This is a genomic window from Kitasatospora sp. NPDC057965 (genome assembly GCF_042887135.1).
Classification (GTDB): domain Bacteria; phylum Actinomycetota; class Actinomycetes; order Streptomycetales; family Streptomycetaceae; genus Kitasatospora.
Genome location: NZ_JBHVPZ010000046.1, coordinates 1 through 14,770 on the forward strand (window position 1 = coordinate 1; position 14,770 = coordinate 14,770).

At 72.1% G+C, this 14,770-nt stretch carries 10 protein-coding genes and 1 pseudogene; all 11 read right to left on the reverse strand.

What is annotated here, in order from left to right; translation table 11 throughout:
• Positions 1-452: 452 nt before the first annotated feature.
• Entirely contained in the window at positions 453-1,409 is a 957-nt protein-coding gene (locus ACFVVU_RS36490; RefSeq protein WP_387794128.1) for an acyl-ACP desaturase, read from the reverse strand.
• Between the two features lie 216 nt (positions 1,410-1,625).
• Positions 1,626-2,597, reverse strand: a complete 972-nt coding sequence (locus tag ACFVVU_RS36495; RefSeq protein WP_387794129.1) for an EcsC family protein — start codon at positions 2,595-2,597, stop codon at positions 1,626-1,628.
• A 196-nt stretch (positions 2,598-2,793) separates the two neighbouring features.
• Positions 2,794-3,762: a GlxA family transcriptional regulator gene (locus tag ACFVVU_RS36500; RefSeq protein WP_380683269.1), complete on the reverse strand. Its 969-nt coding sequence runs from the start codon at positions 3,760-3,762 to the stop codon at positions 2,794-2,796.
• Positions 3,759-4,343 (reverse strand): cysteine hydrolase family protein, encoded by a 585-nt coding sequence (locus tag ACFVVU_RS36505; protein ID WP_380683270.1) that lies wholly within the window; start codon positions 4,341-4,343, stop codon positions 3,759-3,761. Before ACFVVU_RS36505 ends, ACFVVU_RS36500 begins: the two co-directional genes overlap by 4 nt.
• A gap of 241 nt (positions 4,344-4,584) precedes the next feature.
• Positions 4,585-5,811 carry a TIGR02679 family protein gene (locus ACFVVU_RS36510; protein ID WP_387794130.1) on the reverse strand — a complete coding sequence of 409 codons (1,227 nt, stop codon included), beginning with the start codon at positions 5,809-5,811 and terminating at the stop codon, positions 4,585-4,587.
• On the reverse strand, positions 5,808-9,893 hold the full coding sequence (locus ACFVVU_RS36515) for a TIGR02680 family protein (RefSeq protein ID WP_387794131.1): 4,086 nt from the start codon (positions 9,891-9,893) through the stop codon (positions 5,808-5,810). The genes ACFVVU_RS36510 and ACFVVU_RS36515 overlap by 4 nt, the downstream gene beginning before the upstream one ends.
• A 16-nt stretch (positions 9,894-9,909) precedes the next feature.
• Entirely contained in the window at positions 9,910-11,124 is a 1,215-nt protein-coding gene (locus tag ACFVVU_RS36520) for a TIGR02678 family protein (RefSeq protein WP_380683273.1), read from the reverse strand.
• The gene (locus tag ACFVVU_RS36525) at positions 11,121-12,641 is read right to left on the reverse strand and encodes a TIGR02677 family protein (RefSeq protein ID WP_387794132.1); all 1,521 of its coding nucleotides are present in this window, start codon (positions 12,639-12,641) and stop codon (positions 11,121-11,123) included. The genes ACFVVU_RS36520 and ACFVVU_RS36525 overlap by 4 nt, the downstream gene beginning before the upstream one ends.
• A 281-nt stretch (positions 12,642-12,922) precedes the next feature.
• The gene (locus tag ACFVVU_RS36530) at positions 12,923-13,780 is read right to left on the reverse strand and encodes a phospholipid scramblase-related protein (RefSeq protein ID WP_387794133.1); all 858 of its coding nucleotides are present in this window, start codon (positions 13,778-13,780) and stop codon (positions 12,923-12,925) included.
• 70 nt (positions 13,781-13,850) lie between these two features.
• Positions 13,851-13,961, reverse strand: a pseudogene (locus ACFVVU_RS36535) (family 1 glycosylhydrolase); the annotation flags it as partial.
• Between the two features lie 174 nt (positions 13,962-14,135).
• Positions 14,136-14,753 (reverse strand): hypothetical protein, encoded by a 618-nt coding sequence (locus ACFVVU_RS36540; protein WP_387794134.1) that lies wholly within the window; start codon positions 14,751-14,753, stop codon positions 14,136-14,138.
• Positions 14,754-14,770: the final 17 nt, after the last annotated feature.

Genomic DNA, 14,770 nt, shown 5'->3' on the forward strand with positions numbered 1-14,770 from the left:
GGGGATGTCAACATATCTGGCGTTGACTTTTGGCACGCTGTTGAGTTCTCAAGGAACGGACGCTTCCTTCGAGCCGCCTTCCAGCGGGCCCTCCGAGCGCTTCGTTCTTTCGTTTTTCCAGCTTATCAGACGTTTTCCGCTCCGTTTCCGGCGCTTCCTTCGCCCAACTCCCTGGTGTCTTCTGCGGCTTGACGCCCCGTCCGACGTTCCAAACTCTAACCGATCCCCGCTCCGAAAAGCGAATCCGGCCGCAATCCAATAAAACGCGCACACCACATAAGCACCGGGCCGCAACGCGAGCACGCGAAAGCGACCCGGTCCGAACCGAGAAGTGTGTTTCAAAGGATTGGCCACCCCGGGACCGTCCGCGCCGATGCGTGTCCGGTACTCCCTGTCGAGCGACTGGGAGACTCTATCCCTACTTCCGCGTCTGATCCAAACGCCCCGGCAGGTCAGCCCTTGGCCGCGGCCCGCCGGGCACGGATCGCCGCCTGCCGTTCGTCGAACCGGGCCGCCTGGGCGGCCAGACCGTCGAGCATCAGCCCCAGCTCCGTCTGGGCCTTCAGCCCGTCCGGCCCCAGTCCGCCGGCCTCCATCACCTTGAGATTGCGCAGGACGGGCAGCAGCACGTCTTCGAGGTGGACGCGGAGGTTGTACACACCGTCGACGGCGATCCGGGCGGCGGCGCGCTCGAAGCCGGGCATGCCGTGGCCGGGCATGCGGAAGTTCCTCACCACCTCGTTGACGGCCTGCATCGCCTGGTCGGGGGCGAGTTCGAACGCGGCTCGGAGCAGGTTCCGGTAGAAGATCATGTGCAGGTTCTCGTCGTTGGCGACCTGTGCCAGCATCCGGTCACAGACCGGGTCGCCCGAGGCGTGCCCGGTGTTGCGGTGCGAGATGCGGGTGGCCAGCTCCTGGAAGGCGACGTACGCGACCGTGTGGAGCGGCGAGTGCCGGTTGTCGGAGACGAAGCCGTTCTGCATGTGGGTCATACGGGCGCGCTCCAGCTCCACCGGATCGACGGCCCGGGAGGCGATGAGGTAGTCGCGCAGCACCATCGAGTGCCGGGCCTCCTCACTCGTCCACTGGTGCACCCAGGTCCCCCAGGCCCCGTCCCGGCCGAACAGGGTCGCGATCTCATGGTGGTAGCTCGGCAGGTTGTCCTCCGTCAGCAGGTTCACCACCAGCGAGACCCGGCCGACCTCGGTCAACGGCGACTGCTCGACCGCCCACGCCTCACCACCGAGCGGCCCGTCGAAGTCCCGCCCCCGGCTCCAGGGCACGTACTCGTGCGGCATCCACTCCTTGAAGACCCGCAGATGGCGGTTGAGCTCCCGCTCGACCACCTCCTCCAGGGCCTGCAGAAGTCGGGCGTCGGTCCACCGGGTGTGGGAGGCGGTGCTGCTCACGGTTCAACTCTCGATCGACGAACAAACCTACGGTTCCGTAGGTAACGCCACCGTAGGTTCGCCACCTCACCGCTGTCTGGGGCCCTTCGACCCCATTCGTCACAGCCAGGGCCCGTTCTTGCCGAGCCTGGACCCGACCGATCACACGCCGGCGAGAACCCCGCGTCAGCCGTACACCGATCACGGAGGAGGCGTCGCCTCCCCGGCGGCCATCCACTACGTGGCGTCGGCCTGGGGGTCGTCATTCCGATCGGTCGTGAGTGCGGTCGGCAGCGGAAGCCCGTACTTGTCGCACAGGAACCGGGTCTGGCAGTACCGCTGGGCGTCGGTGGCCACGCGGCCGAGGACCGCGGCATTCACGCCGGCGCCGATGAGGACACCCACGATCGGCACGACCTTGGCGACGTCCTGCACCGACGCCTTGGAGCCGACCGGCCCGAGTTGCTTCATCAACTTCTCGATCGCGGCGAGAAGTTGATGATCCTGACGCAGCTTGGCCGACCACCTCACCCGTCCCTTGACCGCGTTCGCCGCCCTGGCGGTGTCGCGGAGCGGCTCGACCTTGGTCGCCTGCGCCGCGAAGGACCGGCGTACCAGGCGTTGGATGAACATCTGCTCGGCGGGGTCCTTGGCGTCGTAACCGTAGGAATACGCGATGCGCGTGGCTATCGACGCGCTCATGACCTGGACGACGAGGATGTCCGCCGTCATCGCGACGGGTATGCCGGCGACGGGGACCATCGCCAGCAGGCCCATGGCGCCACCCTCGAAGGCGCCGGCGGTCCGCCAGGTGAGGGTGTTGAAGGTCAGCAGCCGGTCGCAGACCTTGAGGTCCTGCTGCCGCAGGTCGGTGAAGCTCTCGATCTCGAAACCCCGCTTGCGGGCGAGCTTCTCGACGCTCCTCGGGTCGTTGAGCTCCAGGGCCCAGTCGTTGACCAGCTCGAGCATCGCTGTCGCGGCCCCGAGCGCCGGCCGCACGGCCCTTTCGGCGACCGCGCCGCCCGCACGACGTATCGGTTCCCTGACCGCCTCCGGCACAGCGCCCGCCACTCGATGCGCGGCGTTTCCCGCGACCTCACCGGTCCGACCGAGCGCCGCGCTCGCCCAGTTCGGCAGGCCGCGGCGGTTGTTGCGGCGCTGCCAGTGCTCGTTGAGTGCGTCCCACACCTGCCCCTCGTACGCGCTCATCGCGGTTGCACCGCCGACGAGCGGGTCAGCGTAAGTGCTCACTCAGGTTCTCCAGTTCGGCTGCCATCGATGGGTCACGATGTTCTACCAGCCGGCATGGGAACCCGAACAGGCCGTCCACGAACACCCGGGGAACCTCGGGCGGCGTGAACGGGCTGTCCTTGCCGCAAAGCCCCGATCGGCAGCCACGGGCCGATCAGGTCAACGATCCGGCCGAGGAGTCGACGTGCCCTGCCGCCGCGTCCGCTCCGCGAACGGCTCCGGCGCGGGCGCGCAGGCGGCGGAGCATCCGGGCGTCCTGGAAGCCGGCGGCGCGGGCGGCGGCCTCCGTGGTGGCGCCGTGCGCGATGAGGTGCTCGGCCCGCTCGACGCGCAGTTCCTGCTGGTAGCGCAGCGGGGTGAGCCCGGTGGCCTCGGTGAAGTGGCGGGTGAGGGTGCGTTCGCTGACGCCCGACGCGCCGGCGAGGTCGGCGAGGCTGAGCCGGTCGGTGAAGCGGGCGTCGATCAGGTCCTGCACCCGGTGGACGGCGTCGACCAGGTGGGCGCGGTGCCGGAGCATCGCGCTGACCTGCCGCTCGTCGCCGTTGCGCCGCGCGTAGACGACCATCTCCCGCGCGATCCGGGCGGCCGCCGCCGGCCCGTGCCGGACGGCGACCAGGTGCAGGCTCAGGTCGATGCCGCTCGCGATGCCGGCCGAGGTCACCACCCGGTCGTCCACCACGTACAGCACGTCGCGCACCACGACCGACCTCGGGTGGCGGCGGGCCAGTTCGTCCTGCAGGTCGTGGTGCGTGGTGCAGCGGCGCCCGTCCAGCAGCCCCGCCCGGCCGAGCGCGTCCGCACCCGCGCAGACGCTGGCGACCGTACCGCCGGCCGCGTGGTGGGCGGCCAGCCGCTCCAGCGTCGCCGGGGAGAGGTCCCCGTGCGCCCGCAGCGTCGACGCCCGCCAGCCGGGGACGACGACCAGGTCCTCCGGTGTGAGCCGCGGCCACTCGACGGAAGCCCGCAGCGTGAGCCCCTGCGCCGTGGGGACGTCCTCCTGCTCGGCCACGTAGCCGACCGCGTAGCCGAGCCCGTGGTCGGCCCCCGTCGAGAAGACCTGGGCGGGCCCGGCGAGGTCCAGCAGGTGCAACTGCGGGACCAGCAGGAAGACGACACGGGTCACGATCCGGTCAGCTCCTTCACGGTGGTGACGGTGGCGAAGCGGCCCGCCAGAGCGTACTCGGTGCGGGCGATGACCTCCTCCGTGGACAGCGTGCGGGGATCGGCGAGGATCTCGTCGAGGCTGCGCCCGGGCGGCGCGTCACGGTGCTCGATCGGATGGGTGGCGGTCGCGTCGACCACGAACGTGACCTCGTAGCCGAGGTCGGCCGCCACCCGGGTGGTGGTCTCGCAGCACTGCTCGGTGCGGATGCCGCTGACCACCAGTTCGCGGATCCCCTGCTGGGTGAGCAACTGCTGCAGGTTGGTGGTGGTGAACGCGTTGTGCGAGGTCTTGGTGACGACGGGCTCGCCCTCCACCGGCTCCAGCCCCTCCATCAGGCGGACGTGACCGAGAGCGGGGTCGAACACCGTCCCGGTGCCGGGCTCGGCGTGCAGGACCCAGACGACGAGGTCGCCCTTGGCCCGGGCGTGCTCGACGAGCCGGGCGACCTGCCCGACGATCCCGGGGTTGGAGACGGCCGCCCAGTTCTCGCGGCGGCGGAAGGATTCCTGGACGTCGATGACGAGGAGTGCGTTGGTCATGCCCCGATCCTCACCGCTCCGGGGTGCCCGGGCGTAGACCCCATCGGGCCCGGATGCGGAACGATCCGGTCACAGCGGTGTCGCCGCACTCGGCTGTACCGCCCGCCGCGCCCGGTGGGCGGCGGTCAGGGCGCGGTACCAGGTGCGGGAGGCTCGGGGGGTGCGGCGCCGGATGGCGAAGCCGACGTGGACGGGGCCCGAAACGTGGTGGTAGCCCTCGGCCCTTCGGGGGGCTGCCCGGCTATTCGTGACAGTGGTCTGCCAGGTCGTCCAGGAGAAGGTCGGCAACCACCTCCTCGACCACTGCTGTCCGCAGTCCGGCCATCGCCTCGACGAGTGCCGCGTCCCACGGTGCGGGCGTGAGGCGCCCCGGCGCGGGGCCCGAAGGGAGCGTTGTCGCAGCGGCCCTGTAGTCGTCGGCTCCCATCCGCCAGGGAACGGCTCCGGTCTTGGCGAGGACGTGGGCCGCTATGCGGATGCCCTCCCCGTCGAAGTCACCGTGGTAGTGCAGGGATGCTCCGTCGTCGGCGAGTCGGCGCAGCAGCTGGATCACGGCGGTGTTGGGCCACCCGGACGTGCAGACGAGTGGCGGGCAGCGGCGGCCGAATCGCCGCAGTGTCAGGGCGAGCACGCTGGGGTTCTCGGTGATGTGCACCGGCCCCGCGGGTCCGGTGAAGTCACCGGGCGTGCGGAGCTGGGCGAGCGTGAGGCTGACGGGGTGGCCGGCGTCGGCGCAGATCCGGGAGATCTCGGCCACTGGGCCCTCTCCCCCGGGGCGGAGGCCGACGGCCAGCACGCCGGCGGACAGCTCGTCGTCGGCCACGCCGGCTCGGCTCCAGAGCCCGCGTCGCCCCTCGGCGCTGTCCGGCATGTCGGTGCCGTACAGCACCGCCAGCGCCCGCAGGACCAGGGAGGACAGCCGCGTCCCGTCGTCGAGGGCGTGGGAGTCACCGTCGAGGTGGCGGGCCGCGAGAACCGGCAGCGGATCACCACCGGCCGGGAGCGCCGCGAGGACGGTCAGAGCGGCGCTCAGCAGGCCCCGGGTCCGCTCGGGCGAGCCGTCCACGAGACCGCCGGCCCGCAGGTGGCCGACCCAATCCAGCAGGACGGGCTGGGCGGTGACGACGCCGTGGCCGGCCAGCCACTCCCACACGGCGTCCCGTTCGCCGGCCTTGCGTCCGCGCTCGGCGGCCCGGTCGTGGAGCGGACCGAGGATCACGGCCACGACGTCCCGGACGGGCCGGCCGCAGGCGTCCAGCACGGCACCGTCGAGAGCGGCCAACGGGATCGTCGGTTCCGTACCGGGGAGCCGGTCGAGTCCGAGGAGGTCCGCCACTGCCTCCCGGCCCGCGTCGTCGAGCGGTCCGGACCGCACCCGGCTGACAGGACGGCCGGTCGAGAGGCGGTCGTGGACGGCCGACCAGAGGGGGCGCAGTTCGGGGCGGTCGAGCGGATGGCGGTCCGTCATACCGGTTCCTCCGTGTCGGCGTCGTCGGGCAGGAGCTCGGTGCCCGTCCAGGTGAAGCGGGCACTGGTGACGGCGTCGTCGCCGTCGCCTCCGGTGATCAACTGGTGGACGGCGATGCCGGAGAGCTCCCGGTAGGTGCACCACTCGTGGTCGGAGGTGAGCACCAGGTCGAGGTCGAGTGCCGCGAGGAGACCGAAGACCTGCCCGCGGTTGACGGTGTCGACGCCGACGAAGACCTCGTCGAGCAGGATCAGCCGCGGAGCCTCCGGCACCGCCTCGTAGTGGGCGGCCACTGCGGCGAACAGCGGCAGGTGGAGGGCGATGGCCTTCTCACCGCCCGAGAGGGCTCCGTGGAGCTTCTTGGTGAGCAGTTGCCACCCGGAGCCGTTGGCACGGTCCAGCTTGACGACGAACTGGTGCCAGGCCGTGTAGTCGAGGACCTCGGCGAGCTGCTCCTCCCACGTCGCCGCCGTGTTGCGGGTCTTGGCCTCCTCGATGCGGCCCCGGAAGAAGGCGTGCAGGGCTTCGCGGTCGGCTTCGGTGATCCGCGCCGGGTCCTTGAGCAGCAGTTCACGGGCCGCCCGGGTGCCTGCGGGCAGGTCGGGGTGGATCTGCCACACCAGTTGGACGGCCACCCGTGAGGCGGTGCGGACCCGTTCGAGGTGGCCGTTCATCCGCTCGACGAGTTCGCCGGCCTGCCGGATCCGGGAGGCGAGGTGGCGACGGGTGTCGCCGGTGAGGGTCCGGTCGAAGAGGCTGCGTTCGGCGGCGGTGATGTCGTCCTGGCTGCGGTCACGGTCGCCGGTGAGGATGGCGAGGAGGCCGCTCGCGCCGACCCGGATGCCGTCGACGGTGGCGGTGAGGACGTGGATGTCCTCCTCGGCTTCGAGTTCGAGATCGGCACGGTTGCTGAGGCTCTGGCGGGCTCGGTGCACGGCCTCGGAGAGCCGGTTCAGCGAGTCGCCGAGGTTCCTGGTGCCGTGCGGCAGGTCGGGCCACGCGGCGGCGATCGAGCGTGCCGCCTCAAGGGTGGCGCGGGTGCCGTCCACGGCGGTGAGGACGACCCCGAGGCCCGCGTCCTCGGGGAACCCCAGGACGCACAGGCGCCGGAAGCCGTGGGCGGCCTCGTTCCGGACCAGCACGGCCTCATCGCGCCGGCCCGCGTCCTGGGCCGTGGTGGCGCCCAGCGCGCCGATCCGGCCTTCGAGGGCGAGGAGCGACCGGTCACCGGTGGCGATCTCATGGCGGGTCCGGTCGAGCAGCTTTCGGACGTCGCTGATCCGGGCGGCCACTTGGCGGTAGTCCTCGCCGACGGTGCTCTCGACCGCCCGGAGCGCGGATCGGAGCCCGCGGGCGGCGGCCTCGGCGTCCTCGGCCTCGCCCAGGCTCTCGGCTGCCGCACCCCGGGACGCCTCGGCGTGGCCGCGGGCGGTGTCCCAGGCCTGCTGGGCGGCCGTCCAGGCCAGGTGCACGTCGAGCCAGACGTCCGCCTGCTCGCGCAGCGCGTCGACCGCCGTGGCGGTCGCGTCCAGGGCGGCGCGTTCGGTCGGCAGGGCGTGCTCGGCCGAGGCGACGGCGAGTACGCGCAGCGCGTCCGCGACCGCCTCCTCCTGCTTCGCCAACCGTTCGACGGCCTCGCGCACGGCGTCCTCGCGGGCTCCCACCTCGGACTCGGAGCGTTCCCGGACCCGTTTGGCCTGCTCCACCTCCCGGTGGTGCGGCCGGGAGCGGAGGTCGGCACCGAGGCGCGTCCGGCGGTCGGCGAGGGCGCGCAGCCTCGTCTCGAAGCCGGTGACGCCGGCCTCGGCCCCGGCCAGTTCGGCGGTGAGTTCCGCGATCCGTCGCTGCCTGGCGCGTTCCCTGGCCGCGGCGCCGATGTGGCTGGACTCCTCCTTGGTCCAGGAGCCGACCACCGTCGCCAGCCGCCAGCTTCCGTCGGCCGCCACGGCGGCCGGGTGGTCCGCCGGGAGCGTGGGGCCGTAGGCGATGCCGGCCAGCAGCCTCTGCACCCGGCCGGACGGCACCGGGCCGTCGGGTTCCGGAGCGAGGACGTCGAGCAGCGAGGGGCCTGGTGCGGGAAGGGCCGCTGCCGGGTCGGCCAGGGTGTCGTGCCCGGCGACGACGAGGCCTCCGTCGGGGGTCATCCAGGCGTCGAGCAGGCCGGCCGCTTCCAGGGCCGCTTCGATCCCTGCCTGGTCGGCAGGCGGCACGTCCGGCCGGAACACGAGCAGTCGCCACAGTGGCGCACCGGGCAGGACCGACCGGTCGGCCGTGCGGGTGCGCGGCGGCACCGGCGGGAGGTCCGCCGCGGCAGCGGTGCGCTCCAGTTCCCCGACGACCAGGTCACGTTGGGCGCGGGCACCGTCCCGGCCGGCCCGGGCGGTCGTCTCGTCCGCGGTGATGGAGCTCTCCACGGCCCGGGCGGCGGCTTCGACCAGCGCGAGGACGTCGGTCTCGACGGCGGCGCGGGAGGCGACTTCCTCGACGTCGTCGATCAGGAGCTCGGTGCAGGCGGCCGTTGCCCATCGGCGCAGCCGGTCGGCGTGGGTGTCGACGGCCGTCTCGTAGGCGTGCGCGTTCGCCTCTCGCTTCGCAGTCGCGTCGGCCAGCCGTTCGCGCGCCGTGTCGAGGTGCTGCTCCGCCGCCGTCCGGTCGGCGAGGGAACGCTCATGACGCTCGACCGCGGTGCGGACCTCCGCGATCTGGCCGTGCCGCGAGACGACCGCGCCGCGCAGCAGGCGGCGTGCCGTGCGCCCTTGCTCCTGCGCGTCCCCGGACGGCCCCGGTGCGGCGCCGAGCAGCTCCTGCACCTCGGTGCAGACGGATTCCATGGCTGCTCGCCGCGCCGCGCCGCGCGTCTCCTCCCGGGCCGCGCGGGTGTGTTCGGCCCGTTGCTCCGAGCGCAGCCGTGCGTCGTCGGCACGCCCGGCGTCCTCGTCGGCCGCCTGAACCTTCCGGTCGGCGGCGGCGCGGGCGCGGGCGGCGGTCCCGACGGCCTGGTCGGTCCTGCGACGGAGCTGGTCGAGCTCCTGCCCCTGCCGGTAGGCCTCGGAGTCGAGCAGTCCCTCGATGGTGCCCTCGATCTCCTGTCGCCGGTGGTCGAGCTCCTCCCGCGCCCCTCTTTCCTCATCGCGCCGGCGCAGGGCTTCGGCGTGCTCCTTCTCGCTCTCCCTGGCGATGCGGGTGAGGTTGTCCATCTCGGTCGTCGCGGAGATGAGCGCCGCCGCCCCGGCGCGCAGGATGCGCCGGGCGTAGCCGCGTTGCTGGACCGCGACGGCGGTGGCTGCGGCCACCTCGTCGTCCAGGGACTTCAGGTGTTCGCGCTGCCGGTCGAGGCGTTCGAAGCCCTCGGCCAGTTCGGTGATCTCGCCCTGGCCGAGCGGGGGCAGGGCCCGGGAGAGCAGGGAGGACAGCAGCGACGGGTCCAGTCGCTCGGAGAGTTTGGGAGTGCGGAGCTGGAGCAGGGCGGTGATCAGGGCGTCGTAGCGTTGCTCGCTCAGCCCTGGGAAGAGCGTGCTCCGGACGGTGTTGCGGTAGTCGGTCGGTGATCCGTGCAGCTCACCCCGGCCTTGCAGGGCTTCGGCCAGGGCGGCGCGGGTGAGCGGCTGGCCCGCGTCGTTGACCAGGGAGGGACCGCCGGGGCGGTCGATCCGCGCGTCGGTGGTGAAGTAGTCGACGGTGACACCCGTGGTGTGCACGCTGGCCTGGAGCCTGGCGCCGCAGGTGAACCGGGCGGGATCGCCGTCGCCGCGGACGAACTCCAGCCACACGTACCCGACGCGGGTCTTGCCCGAGGTGCCCTCGCCCATCAGGTTCCAGTGCATGGTGCGCTCGGAGCCGCCGAAGGTGGACAGCCGGTTGGGGCGCAGGCTGGCGTCGAACAGGAACGGCAGGAGCACCTCCAGTGCCTTGGACTTGCCGGTGCCGTTCTGTCCCCGCAGGAGGAGCCGGCCCTCGTGGAAGGTGAAGGTCTCGTCGTAGTAGCGCCAGACGTTGAGGATTCCCGCCCGGGAGGGCCGCCACCGTGTTGCCCCGGCCGGCGTTCGGAACGTGGCGGGCTGCGGAAGTCGTGTCGCCGTCATCGGAGGTCTTTCCTGGTCAGGTCGCGCGGCCGGCGGCCACGCTGCTGCGGTACCGGAACGCGGCCGGCCGGGGTACCGTGCGGTCGCCGGTCCGGCGGGCGAGGCCGAAGTCGCCGAGGACGCGGACGGCATCGGCCGTGAGGCGCTGGGCGCCGTCCTCCGACTGGTAGCTCTTCGCCCACTGCGGGAAGCGCCGCAGGAGTTCGGCCGCCTCGACGGCGAGCTGCTCCGGTGTGAGCCCGCCCGGAGCGGCGGTCAGCGGTTCCAGCAGGAGCAGGGCGGCGACCCGGGCCGTCGCGGAGTCGTCGGGGAAGCGGCTGTCGGTGGCGATCCCGTCCGGGTCGACGAGCAGCAGGCCGTCGGCCCGTTCCTCCAGCACGAAACCTCCCTGCTCGGCGGCGCGCCGGACGATCTGGCGGCCGGTCGGCGAGGTGAGGTAGGCCAGTTCGTCGGCGCCGAGCTCGTCGTGGTGGAGGACGGGATCGTCGAGGAGCCGCCGAAGCACCGAGTGCCGCAGCCGGAGGTTGCGCTGCGCGTCGGAGGCGTCCGCGCCGCCGTACCGGCTCTCGCGCACGGCGCCCCGCAGGAGTTCCTCGAAGCGCAGCGGCACGTCCTCCGCCGGGACGGCCAGCCGGGACGGTCCGACGGGCGCCGCGAGAAGGCGCATCAGCACCGTGGCGTCCACCCGGTAGAGCACCTTGGCCTTCGCGGAGTCGACGAAGCTCTCCGTGGCGCCGTCCACGGTGAGGAGCGCGCCGTAGGCCTCCAGCAGTTTGAGGACGTCGACGAAGGCCATCCGCTCGGGCCTGCTCGCCGTGTCGAAGGGCGGCAGTGCCTCGTCGGTGGCAGAGGCCCGGACGACGCGGTCGGCGAGCAGGCCGACCGTCGTCACCGGGACCGGAAGCAGTTCGGCCGCGACGACGCACAGCAGGGTGTAGCGGCGGCGGTCGAACGGAGCCCTGCCGGACCGCAGCCGGCGGGCCGGGCGCGAGGCGTCGGGGACGGTCCGGACCTTGAGCAGGCGCGCGTAGCCCAGGCGGGGCTCCACCACCAGCTGCCAGCCGCAGTGGTAGTCGAACCACTTCGTCAGCGGGCCCTGCCGGCGGCGGATCAGCTCGAAGGCCGGCGGGTCGGCGCGCTCGGTGATCAGCGGTCGGCCGAGGAGCAGTCTGATGCCCCGGGCGACGTCCTGCCGCTCGGCCAGGACCAACTGGTTGGCGAGGGTGCTCACGGTGCCTCCTGCCCGGCGGATTCCCGTGCACGGCCCGGGCTCCGGATGTCCACCAGGTAGTCCGGCCCTTCCAGCCGGCCCCGGGGCGTCCGGAGGACGGCCCGTCCGGCACCGGGATCGGGCAGGGGCCGGAGGACGACCTCGACCCGGCCGTCCGAGGTGACCGCCCTCCGTGCTCCGCTGCCGTCCGGTCGCACCGCCAGCGCCCTGCCGAGGAGGTCGAGCAGGCGCTCGAAGACGGTGTGGTCCAGCGCGCCGAAGTCGGAGAGCCGCACGGGACCGTCGGTACCCAGGACGTCCCAGGCCGCTTCGAGTTCGGCGCGTTCCTTGCGGGCCCGCTCGGCCCGGGCGGCCTTGATGCCGCCGACATCGCGCACCCTGCCGGTGCGGGTGAACCGCTCGGTGCGGCCGCTGGTGCGCAGCAGGGCCGACACCTCCACCGGCGGGGCCTCGGCCCAGCTGCCCGATGAGGGAACCAACTCCGGGTCGGGGTGGGCGAGATGGGCGTGACGGGCCGATCCCAGGCCGAAGGCGGCCGACCAGAGCCGGTGCAGGTCGTCCTCCGCCGGTGCCGCGGCGAACCAGCGGGCCAGCTCCCGGAAGTCCTGAACGGCGCTGGAGGAGCGGCGCCGCGACTCGGTGATCCGGTCGAGGACCTGCAGGAGCGTCACGATCGCGCGGCGCGCCACATCGTGCAGTTGCTCCACCCGGGGTCGGGCCCCGTCCACCGGCCGGAACCAGGCCTGCAGCCCCTCCCAGCGCGCCCGGCGCCGCTCCAGCCAGGCCGGCGCGGGATCGCCGCCGGCGAGCGGCGGCAGCTCGGCACCCCGCAGCGCCCGCTCGTGCAGCAGGTTCAACCCCCGCCCCTCGACCCGCTCCACGGCGGAGGCGACCGTCTGTCCCCGCTGGTCGAGGTTGACGAGGAACTCCTGGAGGTAGGCCACCGTCGCGGCCTTCACCTCCCGGAACGTCGCCAGGTCCGCGCCCTCGGCGCGCAGCAGGCGCTGCAGCTCGCCGTTGAACGCCTTGGTGTTCGCCAGCAGCGCCTCCAGGTGCCCCTCCAGCTCCTGCAGCGTGCTGAAGACCCGCCGGTCCGAGGACGCGGAGTCCCCCAGCAGGACGTAGAGCTCGTCGAGCCGGTCCGTGATCGCCTCCAGCACGGCCGTCTGGAGCGCCCCGGTCGACGCCAGCACGGCGAGGGCGTGCTCGACCCCGGCCAACGCCGCCTCACCACGGCGGGTCAGCGAGTACTGGAGGTTGCGGCGCTCGTACTCCTCGGCGGTGCGGTAGTTCTCCGCGTGGTTCTGGACCACGTCCAGCAGCTGCCACTCCCGGAGCTTGCGCAGCGCCTCCTGCAGGTCGTCGTCGTGGATCGCGTCGAGCCACCCGACCGTCCTCAGCCGGGCGCGGACCTCGTCCAGCCCGAGAGCGGTCTCCAGCCGCTCGTTGGCCGCACCGAAGGCCTGCAGGATCGCACCGTAGAGTTCGGCCTTCTCCCCCGTCGTGAACCGGAACATCTCCGGTGGCACCCTGCGCAACGACTCCCCTCCGTCCGTCGGGCACCACACTACGCGGCCGGACCGGCAGAGCCGACCGGACCGCCCCTGGTCACCGTGCCCGGCAGACAGTCGACCACCACCGGGCGGAACGCCCCGAGGCCTTGACGGGCAGGGTGTGCACGGCTGGTGCGCGCCGCACCGGCGGAACGCCCCGGCATCAACCGTGGACACCTGCCGGCTTCGTGCCCCACCCCCGGCCGGGGGGTGGGGCACGAACAACCAACGGGGTGCGGTCGCGGCTATCCGAGGCCGCGGGCATCCTGCTTCAGTGCGGTGTCCACGGTCAGCGCGGTCGCCACGACGAGGCTGAGCAGCGGGTCGGCGAGCGGGCGGTGGATCTGGAGCACGTAGTTGTCGGCCGTGGTGAACATCGTCTTCGCCAGGCCTTCCCAGGTCTTGGTGATCCGGGCGATCTCGGCGTCCGTCTCGTCGACGATGGAGAAGTTCCAGGCCCGCCAGTTCTCGGCCTTGACGGCGCCGACCTTCCGCCCGCCGACCTCCAGCGCAAAGTTGATCTTCCCAATGGCGTTCTGCTGAACGATCTGGCCGACTTCCTGGCCGTTCGGAAGCTGCACGACCACCCGCGACTTGATGAACTTCGCCGGGCGGGTCAGCAGCAGCACCGGGCTGCCGTGCGCGTCACGGATCTCCAGCTTGTGGGTCAGATACTGGTCGAGGGAGGTGAGCAGTCGTACCGCCTTGCGCAGACCGCTCTGGCCGACCTGGACCACCGAGCCCAGCGTGGCGCCCTGCTGGTCGAAGACGGCGTACTCGTTGGTCAGCTCGATCAGCTTGGCCTTCTGGTTCACCACAAGGACCGGCTCGGAGAACAGGGTGCCGCCGCCACCGGAGACCGGGCCGACACCCGCCTGCTGCTGTACCTGGCGCTGCACCTTGGCGTCGCCGACCGGAGCGACCGGCTGCCCGGGGAAGCCGGGAGTGTTCGTGTTCTGGGACATGGCGGGCAGGCTAGGCTCATTCCTCCCCGGATAGCCAGATCGTTCGACCGCCGCGGTTTCGTCCGCGGACCACCGGCTCTTCCCGTGACCTGCAGGTTCTGCGACTGCGAGCGCCGGTTGTCCGCCACCCGACGGCATCGGTATGACCGACGTCACACCCGGGACGCCGACTCCGGGCCCGATCGGGACACCTCAACCACCGTGCGCGTCAAGCCCGGTGAGTGGTGATCAGGTCACGGTACCAGGCACTGGAGGCCCTGGGGGTGCGGCGCTGGGTGGCGAAGTCGACGTGGACGAGGCCGAAGCGCCGGCGGCAGCCTCGACCCGTCGAACGCCCTGCCATCCCGCGCAGGCCGGCACATCGTCAGCCCAGGGAGAATACCGGACAGGGGTGACCGACAGTCAGGTGCGCCTGCTCACACGGGTTGTGTCCATCCGACGGACTTCGTCGACGAGGCGGCCGCTGACCACGGGCCCGGGGTGCCCGCCTCGTCTATTGCAGGATGTTGATCGCGCGGGCGATCACCAGGGCAGCAAGGATGAGGGAGGCCGCTGCCTCCACCATCATCAGCAGCTTCGCCCATCGTCTGACGGCGGAGACATCGGCCGGGCTGAACGCCGTGGCGGTCCAGAAGGCCAATGACAGGTAGTCAGCGAACGTCGGCACCCAGTCGGCCGTCGTGTAGGCCGAGTGCTGCATCTCGGGGAACACGAAGCTCGGGCTCGGCTGGAGCGGGTGGGCGCGGGCAGCCGCACCGCCTCGGTCGAGGTCCCAGTACCACAGCGCGAAGGCGATCACGTTCGTGGCCCAGGTCACTCCCCCGGTCGCCAGCAGACCGGTGGCGTTGTCGGCGAACAGCTTGTTGTCGGTCAGGATGTCCACCACCAGGTGGACACCCGCATAGAGGTTGGCCGCGGTGATGAAGCCGATCATGACATCGGTGACCGCTCTGAGCCACCGCTTCTGCCGATCGATCCGCCCCGGGTCACCAAGGATCAGTGCCCCCAGCAGGGTGAGCATGACCACGGGAACCATCCACGCGGGGTCCAGCCGGTACGGGGCGGGCAGCGCCACGTGGAGCATCGCGGCCGTGGCGATCGCCAGTGCCACCGGCCACCAGCGCTCGC

Excerpts from the sequence above, each read along its gene's own strand:
- ACFVVU_RS36495 (WP_387794129.1), bottom strand. The coding sequence starts at position 2,597 with ATGAGCGCGTACGAGGGGCAGGTGTGGGACGCACTCAACGAGCACTGG.
- ACFVVU_RS36505 (WP_380683270.1), bottom strand. The coding sequence starts at position 4,343 with ATGACCAACGCACTCCTCGTCATCGACGTCCAGGAATCCTTCCGCCGC.
- ACFVVU_RS36510 (WP_387794130.1), bottom strand. The coding sequence starts at position 5,811 with ATGACGGACCGCCATCCGCTCGACCGCCCCGAACTGCGCCCCCTCTGG.
- ACFVVU_RS36515 (WP_387794131.1), bottom strand. The coding sequence starts at position 9,893 with ATGACGGCGACACGACTTCCGCAGCCCGCCACGTTCCGAACGCCGGCC.
- ACFVVU_RS36525 (WP_387794132.1), bottom strand. The coding sequence starts at position 12,641 with ATGTTCCGGTTCACGACGGGGGAGAAGGCCGAACTCTACGGTGCGATC.
- ACFVVU_RS36530 (WP_387794133.1), bottom strand. The coding sequence starts at position 13,780 with ATGCCGTCGGGTGGCGGACAACCGGCGCTCGCAGTCGCAGAACCTGCA.